Origin of the sequence: Aeromonas fluvialis, from assembly GCF_000819885.1 — a bacterium.
Lineage (GTDB): Bacteria > Pseudomonadota > Gammaproteobacteria > Enterobacterales > Aeromonadaceae > Aeromonas > Aeromonas fluvialis.
Genome location: NZ_CDBO01000032.1, coordinates 22,512 through 44,619 on the forward strand (window position 1 = coordinate 22,512; position 22,108 = coordinate 44,619).

A 22,108-nucleotide genomic window follows, 5' to 3' on the forward strand; every position below is an offset into this window, starting at 1 on the left:
TCAATTTACCGCAAAACAACCTCGTGAAAGAGGGTGTTATCCCAATCACATTTTGTACATCTGCCTAGCTCTTTTGGCGAATAGTGATTGCACGATGAAGTTTTACTCCATAACATCAAAACTCCAAATCAAAAAAATTATGTGAAGTTTTACTTCACGGAGCTCTTAACGATGGAAAAACTCTCTGGACTGATTGCCGCCCCGCACACCCCGTTTGATGCCAACGGCAACGTGAACTTCGCCAACATCGACAAAATTGCCGCCCACCTGATCCGTGACGGTGTGCGTGGCGCCTATATATGCGGTACCACCGGCGAAGGGATCCACTGCTCGGTTGCAGAACGTAAAGCCATTGCCGAGCGTTGGGTCAGTGCAGCCCAAGGTCAACTGAAGTTGATTGTCCATACTGGTGCTCTGAGCATTGTCGATACGTTGGAGCTGACCCGCCACGCTGAAACCCTAGATATTTTTGCCACCTCGGTGATTGGCCCTTGCTTCTTCAAGCCAAGTTCACTGGATGACTTGGTCACCTACTGTGCAACCGTTGCGGCAGTTGCGCCGTCTAAAGGTTTCTACTACTACCACTCAGGAATGTCTGGTGTGAACTTCGACATGGAGCAGTTCCTAATCAAAGCCGATGCGCGTATTCCTAACCTGTCGGGCTTGAAGTTTAACAGCCCTGACTTGTACGAATACCAACGTTGCCTACGCGCATGCGGCGGCAAGTTTGATATTCCATTCGGTGTAGATGAGCACTTACCTGGCGCCTTAGCTGTGGGTGCAACCAGTGCAGTAGGCAGTACCTATAACTACGCAGCGCCACACTTCCTGCAAATTATCGAAGACTACCAAAATGGCAATCACGACGCAGTTTACCGCGGTATGAATAGCGTGATCGAACTGATCCGCGTATTGGTGGAGTTTGGTGGTGTGGCCGCCGGAAAGGCTGCGATGGCTCTGCATGACATTGATGCCGGCGACCCACGACTGCCACTACGCGCACTGACCGTACAACAAAAAGAAATCGTTGCAGAAAGGATGCGTAACGCCAAGTTTTTACTTCAGCACTAAGCAAACGCCCACAAAGACTTAGGCGAACCCCACCAAAGGGCTATGATCACAATATTTGTCAATTAATAGCCCATAGTTCGATCCGTTGGGCATGTAAAAATCCGAACCAATCAATTGGTTTCGGATTTTTTATGCATATCGTACAGACTCCCGACTTCCTTCATACCTGCAATGCAGTCTAGTTTGAGTCACTCGCTGAATTTATTCCCCATGCCAATCACGACGTGGCTTGGCCAAGGGGACTGTACTGGTCGACTTGCCAATCCACATCGCGACTTGCTTGAGCGTTATGGTCGGCTCAGCCGCCAGTTCCGCCAAGATGGCCTGCGGTGTTTTGACCCGCCTTTCTGCCTGCGTTTCAACCTTCGTTTCTACCCGCATTTTTTCCTGATGAGGTGATACTGCTGCTGGTTGAATCGCAATCGCTTGAGCCAGCGCATCGCGCTGCGCTTCCAGTAAAAAGAGGATGAACTCGGTACAATCACTGCGACTATCAGCCTGACTTAGCTGCCGATAATAGTGCTCCTTCCGTGCCTTGATCACCGTCTACCATAAGCCCCCCATCCGATGGAGGATCTGGATAGCGGGAGATAATCGAATAACGAGACCTGATTGTCCCAGTTACCAGGCTAGGAAAGCTCTATCTACGGGTACTGGCTATCCCCGCGCTTACCAAAGGCCGCTTGCTGAGTCTCACGTTCCGTCGCAGGCTGGCAAATCTGTTTCAGATCTGCCGCTATTGCTTTGTAGCCCTTCCAAGAATACAAACCTAATCCCGCATAACATGTCATGACCTGACGAGTGTCCATAATCCGCAATATTCTTAATTGCGCTGACAACATCTTGTTCTCGGGCTGTCACCAGTTGCAGTAAACGCTCGCCATAATGGCCTGCTCCCCCCATTTTAAGCATCACGGCACTGATCTCCGTTGTACGTGTTAGCAGAGGTAACAAAGCAGCAACAAACTCATCCCTACCTTGAAATGCCGTCCACTCCAAAGCAAACAGAATCCCAAGCAGAAAGTCATCACCGGAGGGCGTCAGGCCATGCCCATAACCAAGCAAAGGGGTGAGAACAGGACCCAGCTCCACCTTGGCGCCACCCAACCAATTTTGCAGGGCAGTTAATGGTGGAAGCAGATAGTCATGATCTTCCCCATGCCATTGGGACCAGAAACCACCAACAGGAGGGGCAAATGACAAGAAGTGATCCAGCGAAGGTAACAGACATGGCATGAGCCCCTGACCCGCGGTGAGGCGGGTCGACTGCCACTGACAATCGACAAGCCGGATCTTACTGTGAGGCCCCACCAGTGTATTCTCGTGCCAAAGCCAGCGACTCCCCGGTTGCATGTCATCAGGTAAAAATTCTGTCGCCAGTTCCATCCCAGCAGGGGGCAAAGCCACGCCATTTATCACCAAAGTCAGCCATTCACCTTGGTCCGATATAAAATTGCAACTGCGCTGAAAACGAGAGTGAACGATCAACACATCCTGCTTTGGCATCGCCAGGACACGCTGGCAACCACGAATGACCGAGAGAGAACGCTGTGACAAAAGGGGCTCCTTGAACATGGATTGGCGAGAGGGATCACAGTTCTATGATTTGCTTCACTGCCTGCTGAACCGACGGTCATGTGATACCGATATGGTGCAATCCCAGCAATGACCGGACTCTTAGCCATTGTGCCATCAGCATGAATTACCATCCCTCAAATCTTTTGTCGGTTGTGCTCAATTTCTTTCTGCGCACCCCCTCAACGCCCTCCATAGACTGGCCATGAATCATCCACCTCGTAGGAGAACACAATGAACAAGCGTATCAGTGCACAGCCCTTCGATTTCACCTTCGACCCGGCAACCACCGCCCTCATCGTGATCGACATGCAGCGTGATTTCGTCGAACCGAATGGATTTGGTCATGCCCTCGGTAACGATGTTTCCCTCGTGCGCCGGGCCATCGAACCCTGCCGCAAGGTGCTGGATGCGGCTCGAGCCAAAGGCATGTTGGTCATTCATACACGTGAAGGTCATCGTCCGGATCTGACCGACTGTCTGCCGGCCAAGCTGGTCCGCGGCGGCAAGCGTTTCATCGGGGAGCAAGGCGCCATGGGCCGGATCCTGGTGCAAGGTGAAGCGGGCCACGACATCATCCCCGAGCTCTATCCCATCGCTGGCGAACCGGTGATCGACAAGCCTGGCAAGGGGGCTTTTTACTCCACCGACCTGCACCTGATCTTGCAAGCCCGCGGCATTCGCTCCCTCATCATCTGCGGCGTTACCACCGAGGTCTGCGTGCAGACCACCGCTCGTGAAGCCAACGACCGTGGCTATGAGTTGGTGATCCCGGCAGATTGTTGCGCGTCCTACTTCCCCGAATTCCACCGGGTCACCCTCGAGATGATCCAGGCCCAGGGCGCTATTGTCGGCTGGGTTAGCGACGCCGAACAACTGGTCGCAGCCCTAAAAGACTGATTCTTGGGGCCTATCGCCCCAACCTTCAACTGACTGACAGAAGGCCCGTGATCGGGTCAGGGTCTTCTGCACCCGTTTACTACGGAAACGCTGACATGTTGCACTACAAAATCTATTCAAATCTCTACAAGGACTCTGTCTCGCTGATGCAAGTATCCTCCCGCCTAAGCGGGCTGGAGGGTGTGCGTCAAGCCTCCGTCGCCATGGCGACCGATGCCAATCTCGATCGGATGCGCGATGCGGGAATGGCGATTTCCGTGGCGGCCAAACCCAGCGATCTGCTGATCGCCTTGCTGGCCGATGAAGATGTTGGCGAGAAGGCGCTGGCACTGGCCGACGAGCTGCTGCGCCCGGCAGCGGTTGACGACACCCCTGGCGCGGTCGGCCAGCGACCTGCCACCTCTCTGGCCATGGGCAAGGAGCGTAACCACGATGCCAACCTCGCCCTCATCTCGGTACCCGGTCGTTACGCTGCCGCCGAAGCCCTCAAGGCATTGCACCTTGGTATGAACGTGATGCTGTTTTCCGATAACGTGCCCGAAGCACAAGAGCTTGTCATCAAGGAGTTTGCCTTCCGTCAAGACCTGCTGGTGATGGGTCCCGACTGCGGCACCGCTATCGTCAATGGCATGCCGCTGGGGTTTGCCAACGTGGTACGCCGAGGCTCCATCGGCCTGGTAGCCGCGTCCGGTACAGGCCTGCAAGAAGTGAGCTGCCGCATTCATCATCTGGGCGAAGGTGTATCCCAGGCGCTCGGCACCGGCGGGCGCGACCTGCATGAAGAGATCGGTGGCCTGAGCATGCAACAAGCGCTCCGGATGCTGGCCGCCGATCCAGGCACCCGCCTTATCGTCCTGATCTCCAAACCGCCCTCAGAAGCCGTGAGCCAACAGGTGCTGACCCTGGCCCGTGAGTGCGGCAAGCCGGTTGTGGTGCATTTCCTTGGCGCCGACTGCGCCGCATTGGCAGCACAAGGCGTCCTCCCCGCTACCAGCCTGCAACATGCAGCTGATATGGCTGTGGCCTCCCTGCGTGGTGAGGAACTGCCCCCCCCTGCCTGCCTTGATGATGCGGCCCTTGAGAAAGCGCAAAGTACCCTTGGTGCCATGGCACAAGGTCAGCGGGATATTCGCGGCATCTTTGCCGGCGGCACCTTCTGCTACGAAGCACAGCTTGCCCTCATCGCTGCCGGTCTCGAGTGCGAATCCAACGCGCCGGTTAAAGGCGCAAGAGCGCTGCAAGACCCCGCCCGTGGTTATGGCCACAGCTTGGTGGACATGGGTGATGACGAGTTCACCCAAGGCCGCCCTCACCCCATGATCGACCCTACCCTGCGCAACGCACGTCTGTTGCAGGAGGCCACCGATCCCACTACCGCCATCTTGCTCTTTGATGTGGTACTGGGCTATGGCGCGAGCCTCGATCCTACTGGCGAATTACTCGTCACGCTGGCGCATGCGCGCCACAAGGCTGGGCAGGCAGGCCGCCAGCTCATCACCATCGCCCACGTCTGCGGCACCGAACTCGATCCCCAACCTCGCCAACAGCAGATCGATCGTCTGCGCGAGGCGGGTGTGCTGATCGCCCAAAGCAACATGCAAGCCGCCCAGCTTGCCGCCCGACTGGCCCTGCAACTGAAGTGAGAACCAAGATGAGCATTCAATCCGCCAACTCCCTGTTTCAACAACCGCTCCGGGTTCTGGGGCTGGGCCTGCAGAGCTTTTCTGACAACCTGACCGACGCTGGTGGCCAAGTATTGCATCTGGCCTGGCAGCCGGTCGCAGAAGGGGATGATGCCGCCAACTGGACGCTGGCCACCCTACTGGAAGATCCGCGTATTAAGGCTGCCAACGAGCAGGCCATGCAACGCTACCTCGAAGCCCAACCCACCTTGATCGGTGTGAGCGTTGCCAGCCGCGAAATATCAGCCCTGAATGGCAAACACCGCATCCTGCACGCGGGTCCTCCAATCGATTGGAGCGACATGTGCGGCCCAATGCAGGGCGCCATCGCAGGAGCCATCGTGTTCGAAGGCTGGGCTAAGGATGTTGACAGCGCCATGGACATGGCTGCACGGGGTGATATAGCACTCGAGCCCTGCCACCACTATCAGGCCGTCGGTCCCATGTCCGGCATCATCAGCCCTTCTATGCCTATCTGGGTGGTAGAGAATCGTGCCCACGGCAACCGTGCGTTTTGCAACTTCAATGAAGGACTCGGAAAGGTCCTGCGTTTTGGTGCCAACAGTGATGAGGTGCTGAACCGCCTGCGCTGGATGGGGGGCGTACTGGCCCCGACCTTGGCCGCGGCTCTCGAACAATGCGGCGCAATTGAACTCAAGCCTCTTATTGCCCAAGCCTTGCATATGGGTGACGAGTGCCATAACCGTAATGCCGCAGCCAGCGGCCTGCTGTTCAAGCGGCTTGCTCCGACCCTCGCCAGACTTGAGCATGGCCCCGAGGTGCTGGAGTTCATCGCTGCCAACGATCACTTCTTCCTCAACCTCTCGATGGCCGCCTGCAAAGTGATGCTCGATGCGGCGCATGGCGTGCCTCACAGCACCATGGTGACCGTGATGGCCCGCAACGGAGTCAACTTCGGCATCCGCCTCTCCGGCACTGGCGATCGCTGGTTCCAAGCTCCGGCCAACCCGGTAAACGGCCTCTTCTTCCCCGGCTACGGCGTCGATGACGCGGCCGCCGACCTCGGCGATTCCGCCATTACCGAAACGGCAGGGATCGGCGGGTTCGCCATGGCCGCTTCACCTGCCATCGTCAAGTTTGTTGGCGGTACCCCGGCTGATGCCATCGGTCACAGCATGGCGATGCAGCAAATCACGCTGACCCAACATCCAGCATTTACCCTGCCTGCACTCAACTTTGCCGGTTCTGCAGCCTGTATCGATGCCCGCAAGGTTGTAGATCGCAACATCCTGCCTGTCATCAACACCGGTATCGCTCACAAGCAGGCTGGCGTTGGCCAGATTGGCGCGGGGATCACGACTGCCCCGCTAGCCTGCTTTATCAGCGCTCTCTCGGCCATCGCCGGCAATCTGGAGGAATAAGCATGCAGAAGAAGAAACTTGCGGTCGTTGCTGTTGGCGGCAATGCCCTGATCCGAAGCAATGACGAAGTGTCACTCGACCAGCAATACGATGCGGTAGTCGAAACAGCACGCCATGTGGCGGACCTGATTGCTGCGGGCTGGCAGGTGGTGTTGACCCACGGCAATGGGCCACAGGTGGGCTTTATCCTGCGCCGAAGCGAGCTGGCCAGTGCGCAAGTGCCGACCGTGCCGCTCGAGTACGCCGTTGGCGATACCCAGGGCGCTATTGGTTTTATGTTCCAAAACGCCCTCGGTAACGAGCTGCAGCGCCGCGGACTGGCACACACCAAGGTCATCGCGCTGGTCACCCAAACCCTGATCGATCGTTGTGACCCGGCCTTTGCTCATCCCGACAAACCCATCGGGGCGCACATGAGCCAACCGATCGCCGAACAGCTAGCCGCAGAGCAGGGCTGGCAGATTGCCGAAGATGCCGGGCGCGGCTGGCGACGAGTGGTCGCCTCCCCGGCACCACTTGGCATCGTCGAGACTCCCACCATACGAGCCCTACTCGAGCAAGATGCGCTTGTCATTGCCTGTGGCGGTGGCGGCATTCCTGTCGTTAGGGAAAACGACGGTTCCCTGCAGGCAGCACAAGCGGTCATCGACAAAGACCGCGCCTCTGCCCTGCTCGCTATCGAGCTGCAAGCCGACATGCTGTTAATCCCGACCGGTGTCGAACAGGTTGCCATCCATTTCGGAACACCAGAACAACGTTGGCTCGAGACCCTGAACCTTGCAGAGGCAACTCAACTGCTGGCCGACGGCCACTTCGGTGCCGGCAGCATGGGGCCCAAGGTAGAAGCCATGTTGAGCTACCTCAAGGGATGTCCTGATGGGGTGGGTCTTATCACTAATCCGCCTTCCATGGGCAAGGCTGTGCTTGGCCAAGCCGGAACCCGTTTTCTGGGTCACTGATGACAAGCGGGGCTGGGTGCCCCGCTGCAAGAAACACATCACCACGTTATTTAAGGAGTACTCATGTCTGACAACAAGGTTCTGCTCGCAGTCAACGGTACGCTGATGCGCGGCCTTGAACTGAATCCCAACATGCTGGCCGTCGACGCCGAGTTTGTCGCCGAGTCAACCACCACCGCGGATTACCGCTGCTGGAGCATCGGCGATCGCCACCCCGGCATGATCCGCTTCCCTGGTGAAGGTGCCGAGATTGCACTGGAGCTTTGGGCCGTACCGCCCGCAGGGCTTGGCAGCATCCTGCAAAAAGAGCCAGCTGGCCTCTCGATTGGCAAAGTCACCCTCAAGGACGGTCAGGAAGTGCTGGGTGTGCTGGCTGAGCCTTGGCTAGTTGAAGGCGAACGGGAGATCACCGAAACCGGCGGCTGGCGCAATTACACAGGTCACCACCACATCAACTAAGCAAGGAAGAGCATCATGCGCAAAACCGAAACGAGCCCGGGAACGGCATCCGGCCTGCATATCACCATGATCCTGCTGGGTATCGCCATGACCCCAGTGCTACTCTCATCATCCAGCTTGGGTAACCAGTTGCTGGAGGGGCAGCTGATCAGCGTCGTTGCATTGGGGGGAGCTATCCTGGCCATCCTCTCTGCCATCACCATCAGCGTGGGAGAAAAGGCCCGACTACCAACCTATGGCATAGTCAAATTCTCTTTTGGCAATAAGGGCGCCATTGCCATCAACATTCTGATGGCAATCAGTCTGTTTGGCTGGATCTCGGTCACAGCCAACATGTTTGGGCACACGGTACAGGATCTGTTCGCACAGCAAGGCGTATCCGTCCCGGCGCCCCTGCTGGTGGCAATTGGCTGCGTGATTTTCACCATATCGACAGCTTTCGGTTTTGCCGTGCTTGGCAAGGTGGCTCAGTTGGCCGTGCCAGTGATTGGTCTGATGCTCTGTTATATCCTGAGCGTGGTACTAGATACCCAGCCCGCTCCTGTCACCGAAGCCTTGAACGGAATGGAGACTGGCGTCGCGGTGTCCAGTGTGGTCGGTACCATCATCGTCCTAGTGGCAACCTTGCCCGATTTTGGCAGCTTCGTGCATAACCGAAAGCATGCTCTTATCGCCGCAGTGCTGACTTTTATGGTTGCCTACCCTCTCCTGTTCTGGGCCGGCGCAACCCCAAGCAACATCACGGGGCAAGGCTCCCTGTTGGGGGCGATGGCACCGCTCGGTGCAGCACTACCCGCGGCCCTGTTGCTAGTCTTTGCCTGCGTCACCGGTAATGCCGGCAACATGTTTCAGGGCACACTGGTGGTCTCGACCTTGCTCGAGCGCATACCGAAATGGCAGATCACCATCGCGCTTGGCGTTTTGGCGACTGTGGTGGGCAGCATGGACATCATGAGCTGGTTTATCCCCTTCCTGCTCTTCTTGGGTATCGCAACGCCGCCGGTGGCCGGCATCTACATCGCCGACTTCCTGCGCTATCGCAGCCAAGGGTATGACGAGCAACTACTGGCTCAGGAACCAACAATTAAGTGGAGCACATTTGTGGTCTGGGTCCTCGGTTCACTGGTTGGCTTCTTGACCGCCAACGGCGTCATCACCCTGACCATGATCCCGTCGCTGGACTCCATTCTGGTCGCTAGCCTCGGTTATCTAGCCCTAAGCCGCCGTCCGGCGCTTATCGCCAATGAGCGGGCCAACTGATTATCCGTATAACCAAAAGGCCGCAGATGCGGCCTTTTTTACGGACAAACCGGCGCTAGCCGAGTGCCCCCAGCAACCCTTGTTGTAAGGCTGGATCACGCAGTTGCTGCAACCACCAGCTAAAACAGGGACGCGTATGCTGGCGCTGCCAGGCCAGAAACAGTGGGGTCGGCTGTTTCGGCGACTCTATTGTCATCACCTGAAGACGACCGTCGTCAATCAGTGGCTGGCCAAAGTGACGCGGCACAAAACCGATACCGACCCCTTCAGCCTGAAGCGAGAGCTTGCTGTGAAAATCGGGTACTTGTAGCGCCTTCTGACCACGCAACAACCAAGCTTCCTTGGGCTTGAGCTGTACAGAGGTATCTCGAATGCAAATCGCCGGATAACGTCGCAGGGCGCGTTCAGTAAGGGGCTGGGGTAACTTGGCTACCGGATGGTTCGGGCTTACGGCAAAGACCCAGTCCACCATTCCCATCGGTTCTGCACCTATTTCACTGTTGGCAATCACCTGGTTGGGCGCACCTACAGCAATATCGGCACGTTTGCCCAACAGGGCATCCCAAACCCCATCGTGAACATCAATGGCGAGCTGAATTTCAGTTTGGGGGAAAAGCCGCTCGCATTCATGTAGCAAAGGGGTGAGAGGCGCCAGCGAAAGGATGTTGTTAAAAGAGAGGCGGATCGAGGGCTCCACTCCCATGGCAATCAGGCGAGTCGAGTCCTCCAGACTGTTAAGCTCTCCCAAGATCAGCTCACCGCGCTTGATAAAGTGGTAGCCAGCCTCGGTAAGCACCAGCTGCTTTCCCTGACGCTCGAACAGACTGACACCGAGAGAGTCTTCAAGTTTGTGAAGAGTGTAACTGAGCGCGCTCGGTACCTTGTGCAACTCTTGGGAGGCGGCAGCAAAACTGCCACAGCGGGCAATGACAATAACAACTTTGATCGCGTCAGCGGTGATAACCATGCAAAGCAACTCCTTTCCCTACCATCACCATAGCATCACTACTCACTGTATTCATTGACCACTATCATCAAGTGCTTCAATGCCCATCACAAAACGGTAGATCGCATTAATGTAGCCAACTGTGATGGATAGGTCAGTCCATCATATCACTACACCCAGCGCAGCATTGGAACCAGAGAGCTCTGAACGGACCGTCACTCATCGATTACCGCCACCCGGCTTTGCATAGAGTAGGTCGGGGTGAAAGGCGGAAATGGGCGACCATGGGTTACTCCAATTGACGCGGCAACAAATGAGGGTTGGCTTAACAGATCCAGGAGTTTCTGCTCCTGGATCAGATGCCGCCTATACAGTCGCAGTAAAAGTAATTTATCAACTCCAATAAACCTTCAAAGGTTACTCCCCCCGAAACACTGATATCCCTCTCCACGGCGCTTCGATTCCTTTTTGGCAAGGTAGGCGGCATGGAGCAGCACTTTTTTTATAGCCACAGGATCATCTGAGAACACTTCGTGCTGTCCCTCCTCAGAAAGTTGAACCAACCCTCGCCTCCTGCAAAAATCAATTGATAAATCCGTTTCAAAGACGGCTCGATGCCAAGCCACTCGAAGCTTGTTTGCCAGATTCATATTCTCAGACTTAAATCTTCCCAGAGAGCAATAGGCATCCCCATTTAAGAAAAACATCAAGTGATAGTGAGGAACGACAGCCTCTGCTGTTTGCTCCCTCGCCCAAACATATCTGATTACTGTTTTGCGAACCCTTTTCCCATTTGTAGCTTGGCACAGCTGATCCAGCACAAACAGTTTATCAAGTTCCGCAAAGAATGCTTTCAGCACAGCGCCATGATAACGTGAACTACCTTCTGATAGCATCCTAGTAAACAAATTATCAGGGAAGCGAAGGTCAACTCTAAAGGCAAAGACCCTAGAGTATTGAGTAAAAGCATCATTCATCACAGCAACAATTTTACTGAGGTTATCCTTATCGAAAGTATATCCATTTTTCTGATAGTGGCGTTCAGCCGCAACTCGATATTCATTAAGAGTGTCGAACATATTAAACTCCATAAATAAAAGCATGGCCACATGCTTCGAATGTATGCCTGCATTAAAATTAAGGTAGCGGTTTGCAAGTGTGCATTAGCACATCTGCATTGAAGATTTGAAACAGTACTATCAGCTTAGCGATATGATGGGTTATGGATTTCGGTATGCTGATGGTTATGACATCCACATGTTTGTACTGTTGTTCTGCATACTTGAGTATGCAGTGTTATTCGATGTTTACTTGCACTCCTTATTTATATATTACTATTGCCGACACCAAAGTATTGAATGTAAAACCAACCAAATAACTCTAACCACAGATAGGACAAGACTTGTAACCTGAACAACGAGCCAATTTATTTCAATTGCTCGTCAGAAATTAGCCCTAGCGAAGATTTATTTTCTCTTCAATCCACGACTCTATTTCAGAGCTAACCCAAGCAACAGATCTTGGGCCTATCTTGACTGATGCTGGAAATTTACCGTCATTCATCTGACGATAAACTGATGCTTTAGAGAGTGATGTCATTGCGATGACATCTTTCAACTTAAGTAGTTTCATGATGAGCTCCTTTGTCGTCCATAGGACGTGGTGCTCGTGTAAAAACATAGCGAAACAGAAAACGTAAACCCCATATATCTTGATCAAATTCCGTTACCCAAGAGAGCCTTTAAAAGGCACAGGTCTACATCTCATTAGTAGAGCTGAGGCACCAACTTGGTGAGCTAAGCTAAATACCTGATCCTAATAGTGCTACACCTTCTCTGTTTCATAGCCATTTCTAGGGAGAGACGACACTGTATCCATGAAGTGCTTCACTCAAGCCAATAGGTTGACCATTCCTCTGCATTGGTGATTGCGTGTGATGGCTTCATGTAACTTGTGCCATGTATTCAACGCTAACGATCCAGATATCATTACCCAACATTCACTAAGTGAAGGCATCTCTTTATGCTCCTCACTCACAGAGGATAACGTGGCCCAATTATGGGCACAGGCATTCAAGTGCCTAGGGTTGTACTGCGCGCCTATCAACATGCCCGTTGATAGAGATTACATGCCATCCTCCCCGACACCGTAGGCCTTCAATACCTTCATCGGAACCCAAGAAAGTAAGCTGGTGATGGACAAAAGCACGGTGATGCCGCGCTCAAGCATGGAAAAACATGCTACAAAAAGACATTGCAAATCACTCAAAAACAAGCTAAAAAATAACCAACAAACAACCTGAAACAGCAACAAAATTACTTAGTAATGCATTTTTGATAGGCTGATAAAATTATGCCAACAATATATAGTGAGAATGGTCTAGAAATAAAACCCACTATCTCTTTATCCAAAAGGGAAAGGGAGTTCACCCTCAGATTATTAAATAAAGGCGTATCCTTACCTGTAACTGATGAGGAAATAATCAGTTACCTTTCCAATAATAGTAGCATCCTTATAAATAGAGCTAATTGTGGACTTGGCTCTCCCCTCAAAAATTTTGAGGGGAGCATTGCCCCTCGAGAGTTAATAATAAGTAGTATTAAATCTGAGTGTATAAACGAAACAAATTTTAATTGGATAGATACAAAAAACGATCGCTTGTGTAATTACGTATGGGCATACATACGCTCTTTAACTAAATATCCTGATGCATCACCTTTAACTATGGACGTTGGGATCAGAATAGATGGCGCATTTGAAGCACCCCAGACATTTCATGTATATAACAACTGGAGTCTAGACCTTTCACCAACTAACAATATCAGCAAAAAAAATGGCATCATTTCTTTTTTTGATATAATCGATGCAAAAAATGAACAGAAAATAAAGGATGTTGAATTTTTAAAATTGAGATGGCAAAGTACTGGCCAAAAAATGGATGTGAAGACATGGATAGAAAATTGTGATAGCAAATGGGCATGGAGTTATTTGTTTGAAAATCCAAAGACAGGAAATAATAATCCTCCGATATGGTTTATCAACAGAGATAATTCTTCGGCAACCAAAGACTGCATTGTTACACTCTTTGACCTGCTAAATGAAGTTCCACCAGCCAGAGAACTGACGCTTAGAAAAATGAAGTCAGCCTGGTCACAAAAATCATTTCGTGACAAGAACAATGGGAAAAAATCAGTTAGTGTTGTCTTGCCAGAAAAGATAATTAGCATGCTAGACGAAATTTGCATGAAAACTGACAGAAGAAAAAATGAAGTAATAATTAGACTCATTAGGGATGAGTACGAAAAGATATCCAAATAAAAAAACACCAGCATTTGCTGGTGCTTTCTTATTTTTTCCTTCTGAAATCCACAGAAACTATATTTCCAGTATCATTTTCTTCCATGGTTACGGTAATTACTGACTCTATGAATCCGCCCCATGATAAGAATAGCACTCGCAACTTATCTGCCATCCCTCCAACTTGGTAGGTCCTAATGAGACGGTCTTTTGGTACATGATTAAGTAGTAATTCAATTAGTCGTTCTGGTGCATCCAAATATTCTGCTGTACCTGTTGCTACACTTCGACGCAGATCATGCGGGCTGAATGGTTCAAGCTCAGCTAAGTATTTTATCCTTACACGTTCTAACGCCTTGGTAACCGCATCACCAGTAATAGGATGTCCAATCTTGCTAGTAGATTCAAATACGAATTGTCCCTGTGATAAAGCCTCTTGTTGTTTCAGTATACGCTGCGCTAGTGGGCATAATGTTACAACATGCGTTCGTCCATTTTTCGTTTCAGGAATTGTCCAACGATCACCATTAATTTGTTCCCATTTCATAGCTACAGCTTCTGAGCGCCGGACAGCAGTTAAACAAATTAGTCGTAAACAATTTGCGACCGAAAGAGACAACACCACATTAGAAGCTATACCACGCCCTCCATTCGCTTTGGCGCCAGCTCCTGATGTTGCTTGCTCAAGTGCAAGCCATAATTTCCTTAATTCCTCTTTAGCCAGCCACCGCTCACGAGGAGGCGGCATTGATGCTCCAAACATGGCTGGTTTTAACAGTCGAGCGGGATTTATTTCAATGTAGCCTTGAAGAACCGCATGATCCAGACATTGATTCAACACGATTAATCCCTTTCGTGTCCCTTCAGCCGTATCTACTTGGCGAAAATGCTCATACAGTACGGCACGTGACAAGTCACAAACACGAAGATTGCCCAAAGCTCTTTCAATATGGCGTGTAAAAGTTCCCTCATAGTCAGCCAGTGTTCGTGGACCTATTGGCTTTGACTTGGCGCGTAACATCAACCAATCACGATACACTTCCCGCAGTGTTGGCATCTGGGTATTTTTGATCTTGACCTCTTTCGCTGCCTGGCGCGGATCAATTCCCTGCTTCACAAAAGCAACAGCATCAGCATGGGCGAGACGAGCAGCAGCCAAACTCATAGCGGGGTGACTTCCCAGCAGCAACTCTCCTTCTTTTCCAGCCAATTTGTAACGATAGATAAAACGCTTCAAACCGTGCCTACGAAGCTCCAACTTCAAGCCGCCACCATGCTTGGACTGAACTGCAAACCGCTGCACTGTTGCACCTTCTCTCAAGGCCGCAGCAGAGATTTCTGTAGCTGTATTGAGTAGCTTATTCACCACGTTTCATACCCCTCTCCATACCCCGCTTTTGTGATGATATGGCGTGGAACTACCTGAGACAACATGAGTCTTCAAAAAGATCGCATTCTATTGATTTTATTTATGTTATTTAAAATTTGTCGTTCTTGGTGAAACTTCTTGATTCTATAAAAATCTGGATTCGTAATGCGAAGGTCAGGAGTTCGATTCCCCTTATCGGCACCATATAAAACAAAGGGTTAGTGTGGTGGCAATGCCGAGATTGTGTGATTTATAGCGCTATACCCGGTCTCTTAATACAAAAATCCCCAGCCAATGCTGGGGATTTTTGTACAAGAGACAGCCTTTAGCCTGCGAGCGACCCGACTTGGTAAAGAGTGGCTGCGCCTGGTCCAACGGGTAGTTCCAACAGAAAAACCCAGATATAGAAGAAGACGCTCCAACCGACCAGAAACACCAACGTGTACGGTAGCATGGTGGCAATCAGCGTGCCGATCCCCAAATTTTTCTGATAACGTACGGCCACAGCGAGGATCAGACCGAAATAGCTCATCATAGGGGTAATAATGTTAGTCACTGAATCCCCGATCCGGTAAGCCGCTTGAATCACCTCTGGCGAGTAGCCGATTAACATCAGCATTGGTACAAAGATCGGCGCTGTGACTGCCCACTGTGCCGAAGCTGAGCCGATCATCAGGTTGATAAACGCGCACATCAAGATAAAGCCGAAAAACAACCCAGGTCCGGTCAGACCCAGAGCCTGTAGCAATTCCGCTCCCTTGACCGCGAACACAGTGCCAAAGTTGGTCCAGGAGAAGTAGGCTACAAACTGGGCGGCAAAAAAGACGAGCACGATATACATACCCATTGTGCTCATACTGGCTGACATCGCATTGATCACCTGCTTGTCGCCACGCATGGTACCTACAACCCTGCCATACACTATGCCTGGAATAGCGAAGAAGACGAAGATAAAGGCGACAATGCCGTGCAAGAACGGAGAGCCAGCCACTAATCCGGTTTGTGGATGGCGCAAGATACCGTCGTCCGGAATCACGGTCAGAGCCAGCAAACCTGAAAGCACCAGAACCGTGACCAGCGCTGCCCACAGGCCACGTTTTTCTCTGGGGCTCAATTGCTCAGCTTTTTCATTCAGCTCGACGCTGGCCTGATCGGCATTGTATTTGCCAAGCTTGGGCTCCACGATCTTCTCTGTCACCCAGGCGCCCAGGCCTGTAATCAAAAAGGTACTGGCAAACATGAAATACCAGTTTACTTCTGGGCCCACCAAGTAACTGGGATCGATGATCTGTGCCGCTATTTGGGTAATGCCAGACAGTAAAGGATCGACGGTCCCAAGTAGCAGGTTGGCAGAGTAACCACCAGAGACACCGGCAAAGGCCGCTGCTAAACCTGCCAGGGGGTGGCGACCCAGCGAATGGAAGATCATTGCCGCCAGCGGGATCAACACCACATAGCCGAGTTCAGAGGCTGTGTTCGAAACAATCCCCGCAAACACCACAGTGATGGTCACCATTCGACGTGAGGCGCTCATTACCAGGCCACGCATTGCGGCGCTCAGCAGGCCGGAATGTTCAGCAATGCCAACCCCGAGCAGTGCGACGAGCACGGTGCCCAGTGGTGCAAAACCGGTAAAGTTGCTTACCAGATTGCTGACAATCCGCTGCAAGCCCTCGGCGCTAAATAGGCTGACGACGGTGATCATGCCGGTGGTGCTGCGTCCGGGAGCCCCTTCAGGACGTGGATCGACCACGCTGATATCGAAGGCCGCAGCGATGCCCGAGGCAACGATCAGTGCGACGCTGAAGATAAAAAATAGAGTGACAGGGTGTGGCAACAGATTGCCGAGCCACTCCACGCCATTGAGAAAACGATTAAATAAACTAGCCTGGGTAGGGGCTGGTCTGAGGGTGCTGGTCCTTGATGTCACTTGTTTCTCCTTACATCCTTATGGCAGTGCGGTAAGGCTGTGAACCACTCTTGCTGGTTATGGATCAGGGTTGTCGAGACGACGAGTAAGCCAGAGCAGAGGTGGGCACAGCCTCGATCAATTCAGATCAAATTGCGCCATGAGGTTATAGGAAAGGGCTATTGAATCAGGGCTGAATAGGTATGTCTTTTGCCTGTTAATGGGTATTGCGTGGGTGTTTTTTTTTGAGCCATGTCGCACTTTTGTCGAGCTAGTGTGGCGATTGATATAGCGGGGGAGCCTAGGCGTTCCAAGCCCTCAATCAATGAAAATGAGCCAGGTAGAGGTTGTTCCCAAATGCTCGCGGTGCTGGTTCTTTGATGAGGAGAAGCGACATTCCATCAGGTTCTTTTCCGGGAAGTAATCACTCACAGGCCATCAACAGAGCGTTGTGTTAACCAAGTCCCCGGGCGCCACGGGCTTCAACAAGTCGGGCCAGCAAGTTTCCTGCGTTGTATTCGGCAACGAGGGCGGTGATGCCCTCGTTGAACGGGATCTTTAACGCATGACCTGCAGCTCCAAATTGACGAAAATTTTCGTTTTTCAAAACTGGTTGCTATCGCACATCCAGGGAGGGGCAGCGGGCCAACCCTCCCGGCAAGCTGTCACTCAGGTGGCAACCAAGTGGGGCTTGCTACCCCACTCAGGCTAACTCGATGTCTGCCTCCTGCATGATGTGTTGTTCTGCTAACAACGGGCTCTCCAGCTTGTCGATGCGCACTGCCGCCACCTTGAACTCGGGGATCCTGGCATGCGGGTCGGTGGCATTGATGGTGAGCCGGTTGGCCGGTGCCTCGGCGAAGTGGAACGGAATAAACACTACCCCCGGCTGCATCCGCTTGGTGACGAAGGCGGGCAGATCGATATGGCCGCGGCGACTGGTGACCTTCACCTGCTCGCTGTTGCTGATCCCCATCCGCTCGGCGTCCTCCACGCTCATCATCACCCGCGGGCCAGCCAGCTTGTCGAGCCCTTTGGTCTTGCGGGTCATGGTGCCGGTGTGGAACTGCTCCAGCAGGCGGCCGGTGGTGAGCACGATGGGATAGGTCTCGTCGGGCAGTTCGGCGGCATAGCGGAATGGGGTGGCGACCATCTCCCCCTTGCCACGGGTAAACTGCTTGCTGTGGAGCAGGCGAGTGCCTTTGGGAGCTGCGTCGTTGCAGGGCCACTGCAAGCCCGCCGGGCCCACCTTGTCCCACGCGATACCGGCATATTGCGGGGTGACCCGGCAGATCTCGGCGGTGATCTCGGCCACGTTCTGATAGTGCCAGTCGCCCCCCATGGCGTTGGCGAGCTGCTGGATGATCCACCAGTCTTCACGCGCCTGCCCCGGCCCCTTGATGGCGGGGGAGAGACGCTGCACCCGCCGCTCCGTGTTGGTGAAGTGGCCGCTCTTCTCGGCAAAGGAGCAGGAGGGGAGCACCACATCGGCCAGTTGGGCGGTTTCGGAGAGGAAGATATCCTGCACCACCAGGAAGTCGAGGCGCTTGAGCCCTTCGATGACGTGGTGCTGATCCGGATCGCTCAGCACCGGGTTCTCTCCCATCACGTAGAGCCCCTTGATGCTGCCTGCACAGGCGGCATCTATGGTCTCGGTGAGGGTAAGGCCGGGCGTGGTAGATAGCCAAGGGGCCTGCCAGGCGGCTGCGAAGCGGGCATGTACCTCGGGATTAGCCACCTTCTGATAGCCGGGCAGGCAGTTGGGCAAGGCCCCCATGTCACAGGCACCCTGCACGTTGGATTGGCCCCGCAGTGGGTTGATGCCGCCCCCTTCGATGCCGATGTTGCCGCACAGCAGCTGCAGGTTGGCAATAGCGCGCACGTTGTCGTGGCCCGTGGTGTGCTGGGTGATCCCCATGGAGTAGTAAACGGCGGTGCGCTCGGCGGTGCCGATGAGGCGGGCCAGCTCGATCACCTGCTCGGCCGGTACGCCGGTGACAAGGGCTACCTTGTCCGGTGCATAGGCGGGGGAGAGCACCTCCGCTTGCAGCGCCTCGAACCCTTCTACTCGTGCGACAATATAGGCCTTGTCGTGCCACTCGTTCTTGATGATCTGCTGCATCAGGCCGTTGAGCAGCATCACGTCGGTGCCGGGGCGGTGGGCCAGATAGAGGCTGGCATGGTCCGCCATCTCGATCTGTTTGGGATCCGCTACCACCAGTCGTGCCTTGCCCTCGCGCACCACCCGCTTGATGTGGGAGCCGATGATGGGGTGGGCTGCCGAGGTATCGGATCCGATGATAAAGATGAGATCCGAGTGATCGATGCTCGGGATGTCGTTAGTCATGGCGCCGCTGCCGAGCGATGCCTCCAGCCCGGTGACGGTCGAGGCGTGGCAGAGCCGCGCGCAGTGATCCACGTTGTTGGTGCCAAGCTCCCGGCGCATGAACTTTTGGAACAGGTAGTTCTCTTCGTTGGTGGTCTTGGCCGACGAGAATCCCGCCAGGGCGTCGCTGCCATGCTTGGCCTTGATGGCGCCAAAGTGCCCGGCCACCAGGGTGATGGCCTCTTCCCAGCTGGCGGACACCAGCTCGCCATCTTTGCGAATAAGTGGCGTGGTGAGGCGCTCCTCGCTCTGGATAAAGTCAAAGCCAAAGCGCCCTTTCACGCAGAGCTGTCCCCGGTTGACCGGGGAGTGGCGGTTGCCCTCCACATAGCGGATGCGTTGCTGCGTTTCATCCACATAGAGGGTGACGCCGCAGCCCACTCCGCAGTAGGTGCAGATGGTGTTGACCGGGGTGAGCAACTCGGTGCGCCCCTGGGACTTGTCGCGGGCATCCACCAGGGCGCCGGTGGGGCAGACTTGTACGCAGGCGCCGCACTGCACGCAGCGGGAGTCACCCATCGCTAGCCCGCTGTCGAACTGCGGGCGGTTCGACAGGCTGCCATCACTGTGCTTGGCAAAGCGCAGCACTCCTTGCACCGCCTGCTCATTGCATGCCTGCACGCACTGGCCGCAGCCGATGCAGCGGTTGGCATCAAAGACGATAAATTCGCTGCTGTTATCCACCGCAAACTTCTGGCACTGGCTGGTATCGAGGGCGCGCTGGTCGACCTGGTATTCGGTGGCGTAGTCGCGCAGTGCACAATCGGTGTTGGCCTGACAGCCGCACTCGAGGCAGCGGCTTGCCTCGGCCCGGGCGGCGGCTTCGTCAAAGCCCTGCTCCACCTCGGCAAAGCTGCCGCTGCGCTCGGCCAGATGGGGCATGATGCTGCGGGCGACTTTTTTCAGGTGAGCAAACTGGGCGGGATCGACCTGCTTGAGTGTGGGAGCCTTGCAGGCGTTGAAGGGGCGAACCGGGTCGACCATGTTGCCATGGAGGAACTGATCGATGGCCAGCGCCGCCTTGCGACCATCGGTGACCGCCTCGATGGCGGTGGCCGGGCCCCGGCGCAGATCGCCGATGGCAAACAGATTGTGGTGGCCGCTGTGCATGGTCTCGGGGTGGGACTCTAAAGTCTGCCAGCGGGTGAAGGGGAGCGGCATAAATTCCCGCTCCATAAAGCTCAAGTCCGGTTTTTGCGACACCGCCGCGATGACGGTGTCGAACGCCTCGACGATAAACTCGCCGGTGGGCTCGGGGCGGCGGCGACCGGAGGCATCGGGCTCGCCGAGGGCCATCTTCTCGAGGCGCACCTGACAGACGCGGCCCGCTTCATCGGCCAGATTCTCCACCGGGTTGGTCAACATCAAAAAGCGCACCCCTTCGTGCTCCGCCTCGTCGATCTCATAGGCCTCGGCAGGCATCTCGGCGCGGGTGCGACGATAGATAAGGGTGGTCTCGGCCCCGAGGCGCACCGCGGTGCGGGCGCAGTCGATAGCGGTATTGCCGCCGCCGATCACCGCAACCCGTTTGCCGGTGGTCAGGCGCTGCTCGAGCATCCGATCTTTAAGGTAATCCACCCCGAGATAGCAGCCTTCGAGGGTGCTGCCCGGGTACTCCATGGGCACCGCCTTGGAGGCGCCGACCGCCAGACAGACGGCGTCGTAGTCGCGGCACAGAGCCGAGAGGCTGAGATCCTGCCCCAGGCGTTTGCTAGTGTGGATCCGCATGCCACTCTGGCACATCAACGCGATCTCCTGATCGAGGATCGCCTTGGGCAGGCGGTATTCGGGGATGCCGTATCGTAGCCAGCCACCCGCTTCGGGCATCGCCTCGAACAGGTCGACCTCGAACCCCTCATAGCCCAGGTAGTAACCGCAGGTGAGGCCCCCCGGGCCGCTGCCGATGATGGCGACCCGCTTGCCCTTGGCGGGCTTTTTCGGGGGCTGGTAGGGGGTCATCCCGGCGAGATCCAGATCGGCGGCATGGCGCTTTAGCTGACGGATGGCCAGCGGCTCATCCACCAGGGCGCGACGGCATTCGGCCTCGCAGAAGGCCGGGCAGACCCGGCCGATGGAGAGCGGCATGGGCAGGGTCTGCTTGATGACGGCGGTGGCCGCCTGGTGATCTCCCATGGCGATATGGTGCAGATAGGACTGGATATCCACCCCGGCCGGGCAGGCTCGCTGGCAGGGGGCTTCGCAGTCGGCGTAGTGATCCGAGAGGATGCGACCGAGCGCCGCCTTGCGATGGGCGCTTAACGCCGTCGAACCCGTGGTGATCACCATCCCCTCGACCGGATGGGTCTGGCAGGCACGCCGGATGCCGACGTCGGCTATCTCGACCACGCAGAGATCGCAGGGGGTATGGGGGTCGTGCGGGTGGTCACCGCACAGGGAGGGAATATCGATCTGGTGCTGTTTAGCTATTTGGAGCAGGGTTCTGGTCGGGTCAACCGTCAACTGAGCCCCATCGAGGGTGATGGTGATCATGGCGTCATAAACTCGCTTTCAAGGCGCAGAGAATGCTGCATCTGGCTGGGCGGCCAGCAGGGGAGCGATAGAGAGGATCGCTTGGTATGTCCTCACCATACCAAAGATGATGTGCAACTTTATTTGATTTAGCTCAGATTGTTTGCCTAAAAAGAAAACGATTTCACTGCGGGTGATATTCTTGGCGGACACTCTGGATGTTGACTAGCTATATCGAGTTAAAACATGGCATTACCTGTAGTTTTATGGCCATTAAAGCAGCCATAAGCGGCATGTAATATGGTGATTACTCGTGATAACACGATGAGGGATACCCTAAAATATGCAACTTTTGTTTCGGTGTTGGTAGGGGGCAACGTGACTGCTCCCCGCCGCAAGCAGCGAGGCTTCCCACTTCTTAGGCAGCTACTGCCGAATTGGCAG

Annotated in this window: 16 protein-coding genes and 2 pseudogenes; 8 read left to right on the forward strand and 10 right to left on the reverse strand. The window is 54.4% G+C overall.

What is annotated here, in order from left to right; all coding sequences use genetic code 11:
- Positions 1 to 171: 171 nt before the first annotated feature.
- Positions 172 to 1,071: a dihydrodipicolinate synthase family protein gene (locus BN1125_RS06700; protein ID WP_042011366.1), complete on the forward strand. Its 900-nt coding sequence runs from the start codon at positions 172 to 174 to the stop codon at positions 1,069 to 1,071.
- Between the two features lie 201 nt (positions 1,072 to 1,272).
- On the opposite strand, the gene BN1125_RS06705 is transcribed toward BN1125_RS06700, so the two are convergent.
- Together BN1125_RS06705 and BN1125_RS18105 are read right to left on the reverse strand one after the other, a co-directional pair.
- On the reverse strand, positions 1,273 to 1,614 hold the full coding sequence (locus BN1125_RS06705) for a hypothetical protein (protein ID WP_042011367.1): 342 nt from the start codon (positions 1,612 to 1,614) through the stop codon (positions 1,273 to 1,275).
- A 234-nt stretch (positions 1,615 to 1,848) separates the two neighbouring features.
- Positions 1,849 to 2,646: pseudogene (locus BN1125_RS18105) on the reverse strand (oxamate carbamoyltransferase subunit AllH family protein); the annotation flags it as partial.
- 234 nt (positions 2,647 to 2,880) lie between these two features.
- On the opposite strand from BN1125_RS18105, the gene BN1125_RS06715 reads away from it, so the two are divergent.
- The 6 genes from BN1125_RS06715 to BN1125_RS06740 all read left to right on the forward strand — a co-directional run bounded on the left by BN1125_RS06715 (position 2,881) and on the right by BN1125_RS06740 (position 9,288).
- The gene (locus BN1125_RS06715; RefSeq protein ID WP_042011368.1) at positions 2,881 to 3,546 is read left to right on the forward strand and encodes a cysteine hydrolase family protein; all 666 of its coding nucleotides are present in this window, start codon (positions 2,881 to 2,883) and stop codon (positions 3,544 to 3,546) included.
- A gap of 95 nt (positions 3,547 to 3,641) precedes the next feature.
- Entirely contained in the window at positions 3,642 to 5,189 is a 1,548-nt protein-coding gene (fdrA, locus tag BN1125_RS06720) for an acyl-CoA synthetase FdrA (protein WP_042011369.1), read from the forward strand.
- An 8-nt stretch (positions 5,190 to 5,197) separates the two neighbouring features.
- Positions 5,198 to 6,610 (forward strand): YlbE family protein, encoded by a 1,413-nt coding sequence (locus BN1125_RS06725; RefSeq protein ID WP_042011370.1) that lies wholly within the window; start codon positions 5,198 to 5,200, stop codon positions 6,608 to 6,610.
- 2 nt (positions 6,611 to 6,612) lie between these two features.
- Positions 6,613 to 7,569 carry a carbamate kinase gene (locus BN1125_RS06730; protein WP_042011371.1) on the forward strand — a complete coding sequence of 319 codons (957 nt, stop codon included), beginning with the start codon at positions 6,613 to 6,615 and terminating at the stop codon, positions 7,567 to 7,569.
- Between the two features lie 63 nt (positions 7,570 to 7,632).
- On the forward strand, positions 7,633 to 8,028 hold the full coding sequence (locus BN1125_RS06735; RefSeq protein ID WP_042011372.1) for an allophanate hydrolase-related protein: 396 nt from the start codon (positions 7,633 to 7,635) through the stop codon (positions 8,026 to 8,028).
- A 15-nt stretch (positions 8,029 to 8,043) separates the two neighbouring features.
- Positions 8,044 to 9,288, forward strand: a complete 1,245-nt coding sequence (locus tag BN1125_RS06740; RefSeq protein ID WP_042011373.1) for a cytosine permease — start codon at positions 8,044 to 8,046, stop codon at positions 9,286 to 9,288.
- A gap of 55 nt (positions 9,289 to 9,343) precedes the next feature.
- Here BN1125_RS06740 and BN1125_RS06745 read toward each other — a convergent pair whose 3' ends face one another.
- From BN1125_RS06745 to BN1125_RS19000, 4 genes and pseudogenes are all read right to left on the reverse strand, one after another.
- Entirely contained in the window at positions 9,344 to 10,255 is a 912-nt protein-coding gene (locus BN1125_RS06745) for a LysR substrate-binding domain-containing protein (protein ID WP_042011374.1), read from the reverse strand.
- Between the two features lie 389 nt (positions 10,256 to 10,644).
- Positions 10,645 to 11,313: a YagK/YfjJ domain-containing protein gene (locus tag BN1125_RS06750; protein ID WP_167562311.1), complete on the reverse strand. Its 669-nt coding sequence runs from the start codon at positions 11,311 to 11,313 to the stop codon at positions 10,645 to 10,647.
- A 376-nt stretch (positions 11,314 to 11,689) separates the two neighbouring features.
- Positions 11,690 to 11,866, reverse strand: a complete 177-nt coding sequence (locus BN1125_RS06755; protein ID WP_042011383.1) for a helix-turn-helix transcriptional regulator — start codon at positions 11,864 to 11,866, stop codon at positions 11,690 to 11,692.
- Between the two features lie 192 nt (positions 11,867 to 12,058).
- A pseudogene (locus BN1125_RS19000) lies at positions 12,059 to 12,193 on the reverse strand (IS630 family transposase); the annotation flags it as partial.
- 393 nt (positions 12,194 to 12,586) lie between these two features.
- Between BN1125_RS19000 and BN1125_RS19005 the strand changes: the two are divergent.
- A complete protein-coding gene (locus BN1125_RS19005; protein ID WP_156993169.1) occupies positions 12,587 to 13,552 on the forward strand; it encodes a hypothetical protein in 966 nt (321 codons plus the stop codon).
- 28 nt (positions 13,553 to 13,580) lie between these two features.
- Here BN1125_RS19005 and BN1125_RS18500 read toward each other — a convergent pair whose 3' ends face one another.
- The 4 genes from BN1125_RS18500 to fdhF all read right to left on the reverse strand — a co-directional run bounded on the left by BN1125_RS18500 (position 13,581) and on the right by fdhF (position 21,685).
- Positions 13,581 to 14,897, reverse strand: coding sequence for a tyrosine-type recombinase/integrase (locus BN1125_RS18500; RefSeq protein WP_084202276.1), 1,317 nt, complete (start codon positions 14,895 to 14,897; stop codon positions 13,581 to 13,583).
- A gap of 328 nt (positions 14,898 to 15,225) precedes the next feature.
- Positions 15,226 to 16,830, reverse strand: a complete 1,605-nt coding sequence (locus tag BN1125_RS06765; RefSeq protein ID WP_042011377.1) for an AbgT family transporter — start codon at positions 16,828 to 16,830, stop codon at positions 15,226 to 15,228.
- A gap of 433 nt (positions 16,831 to 17,263) precedes the next feature.
- A complete protein-coding gene (locus tag BN1125_RS19235; protein WP_167562310.1) occupies positions 17,264 to 17,416 on the reverse strand; it encodes a hypothetical protein in 153 nt (50 codons plus the stop codon).
- Positions 17,417 to 17,512: 96 nt separating this feature from the next.
- On the reverse strand, positions 17,513 to 21,685 hold the full coding sequence (fdhF, locus tag BN1125_RS06770; RefSeq protein WP_042011378.1) for a formate dehydrogenase subunit alpha: 4,173 nt from the start codon (positions 21,683 to 21,685) through the stop codon (positions 17,513 to 17,515).
- Positions 21,686 to 22,108 lie beyond the last annotated feature (423 nt).

Coding starts and splice junctions, on each gene's coding strand:
- BN1125_RS06740 (WP_042011373.1), top strand. CDS start 8,044: ATGCGCAAAACCGAAACGAGCCCGGGAACGGCATCCGGCCTGCATATC.
- BN1125_RS06725 (WP_042011370.1), top strand. CDS start 5,198: ATGAGCATTCAATCCGCCAACTCCCTGTTTCAACAACCGCTCCGGGTT.
- BN1125_RS19005 (WP_156993169.1), top strand. CDS start 12,587: ATGCCAACAATATATAGTGAGAATGGTCTAGAAATAAAACCCACTATC.
- fdrA (WP_042011369.1), top strand. CDS start 3,642: ATGTTGCACTACAAAATCTATTCAAATCTCTACAAGGACTCTGTCTCG.
- fdhF (WP_042011378.1), bottom strand. CDS start 21,685: ATGATCACCATCACCCTCGATGGGGCTCAGTTGACGGTTGACCCGACC.
- BN1125_RS06750 (WP_167562311.1), bottom strand. CDS start 11,313: ATGTTCGACACTCTTAATGAATATCGAGTTGCGGCTGAACGCCACTAT.
- BN1125_RS06745 (WP_042011374.1), bottom strand. CDS start 10,255: ATGGTTATCACCGCTGACGCGATCAAAGTTGTTATTGTCATTGCCCGC.
- BN1125_RS06735 (WP_042011372.1), top strand. CDS start 7,633: ATGTCTGACAACAAGGTTCTGCTCGCAGTCAACGGTACGCTGATGCGC.
- BN1125_RS06715 (WP_042011368.1), top strand. CDS start 2,881: ATGAACAAGCGTATCAGTGCACAGCCCTTCGATTTCACCTTCGACCCG.
- BN1125_RS06700 (WP_042011366.1), top strand. CDS start 172: ATGGAAAAACTCTCTGGACTGATTGCCGCCCCGCACACCCCGTTTGAT.
- BN1125_RS06730 (WP_042011371.1), top strand. CDS start 6,613: ATGCAGAAGAAGAAACTTGCGGTCGTTGCTGTTGGCGGCAATGCCCTG.
- BN1125_RS06755 (WP_042011383.1), bottom strand. CDS start 11,866: ATGAAACTACTTAAGTTGAAAGATGTCATCGCAATGACATCACTCTCT.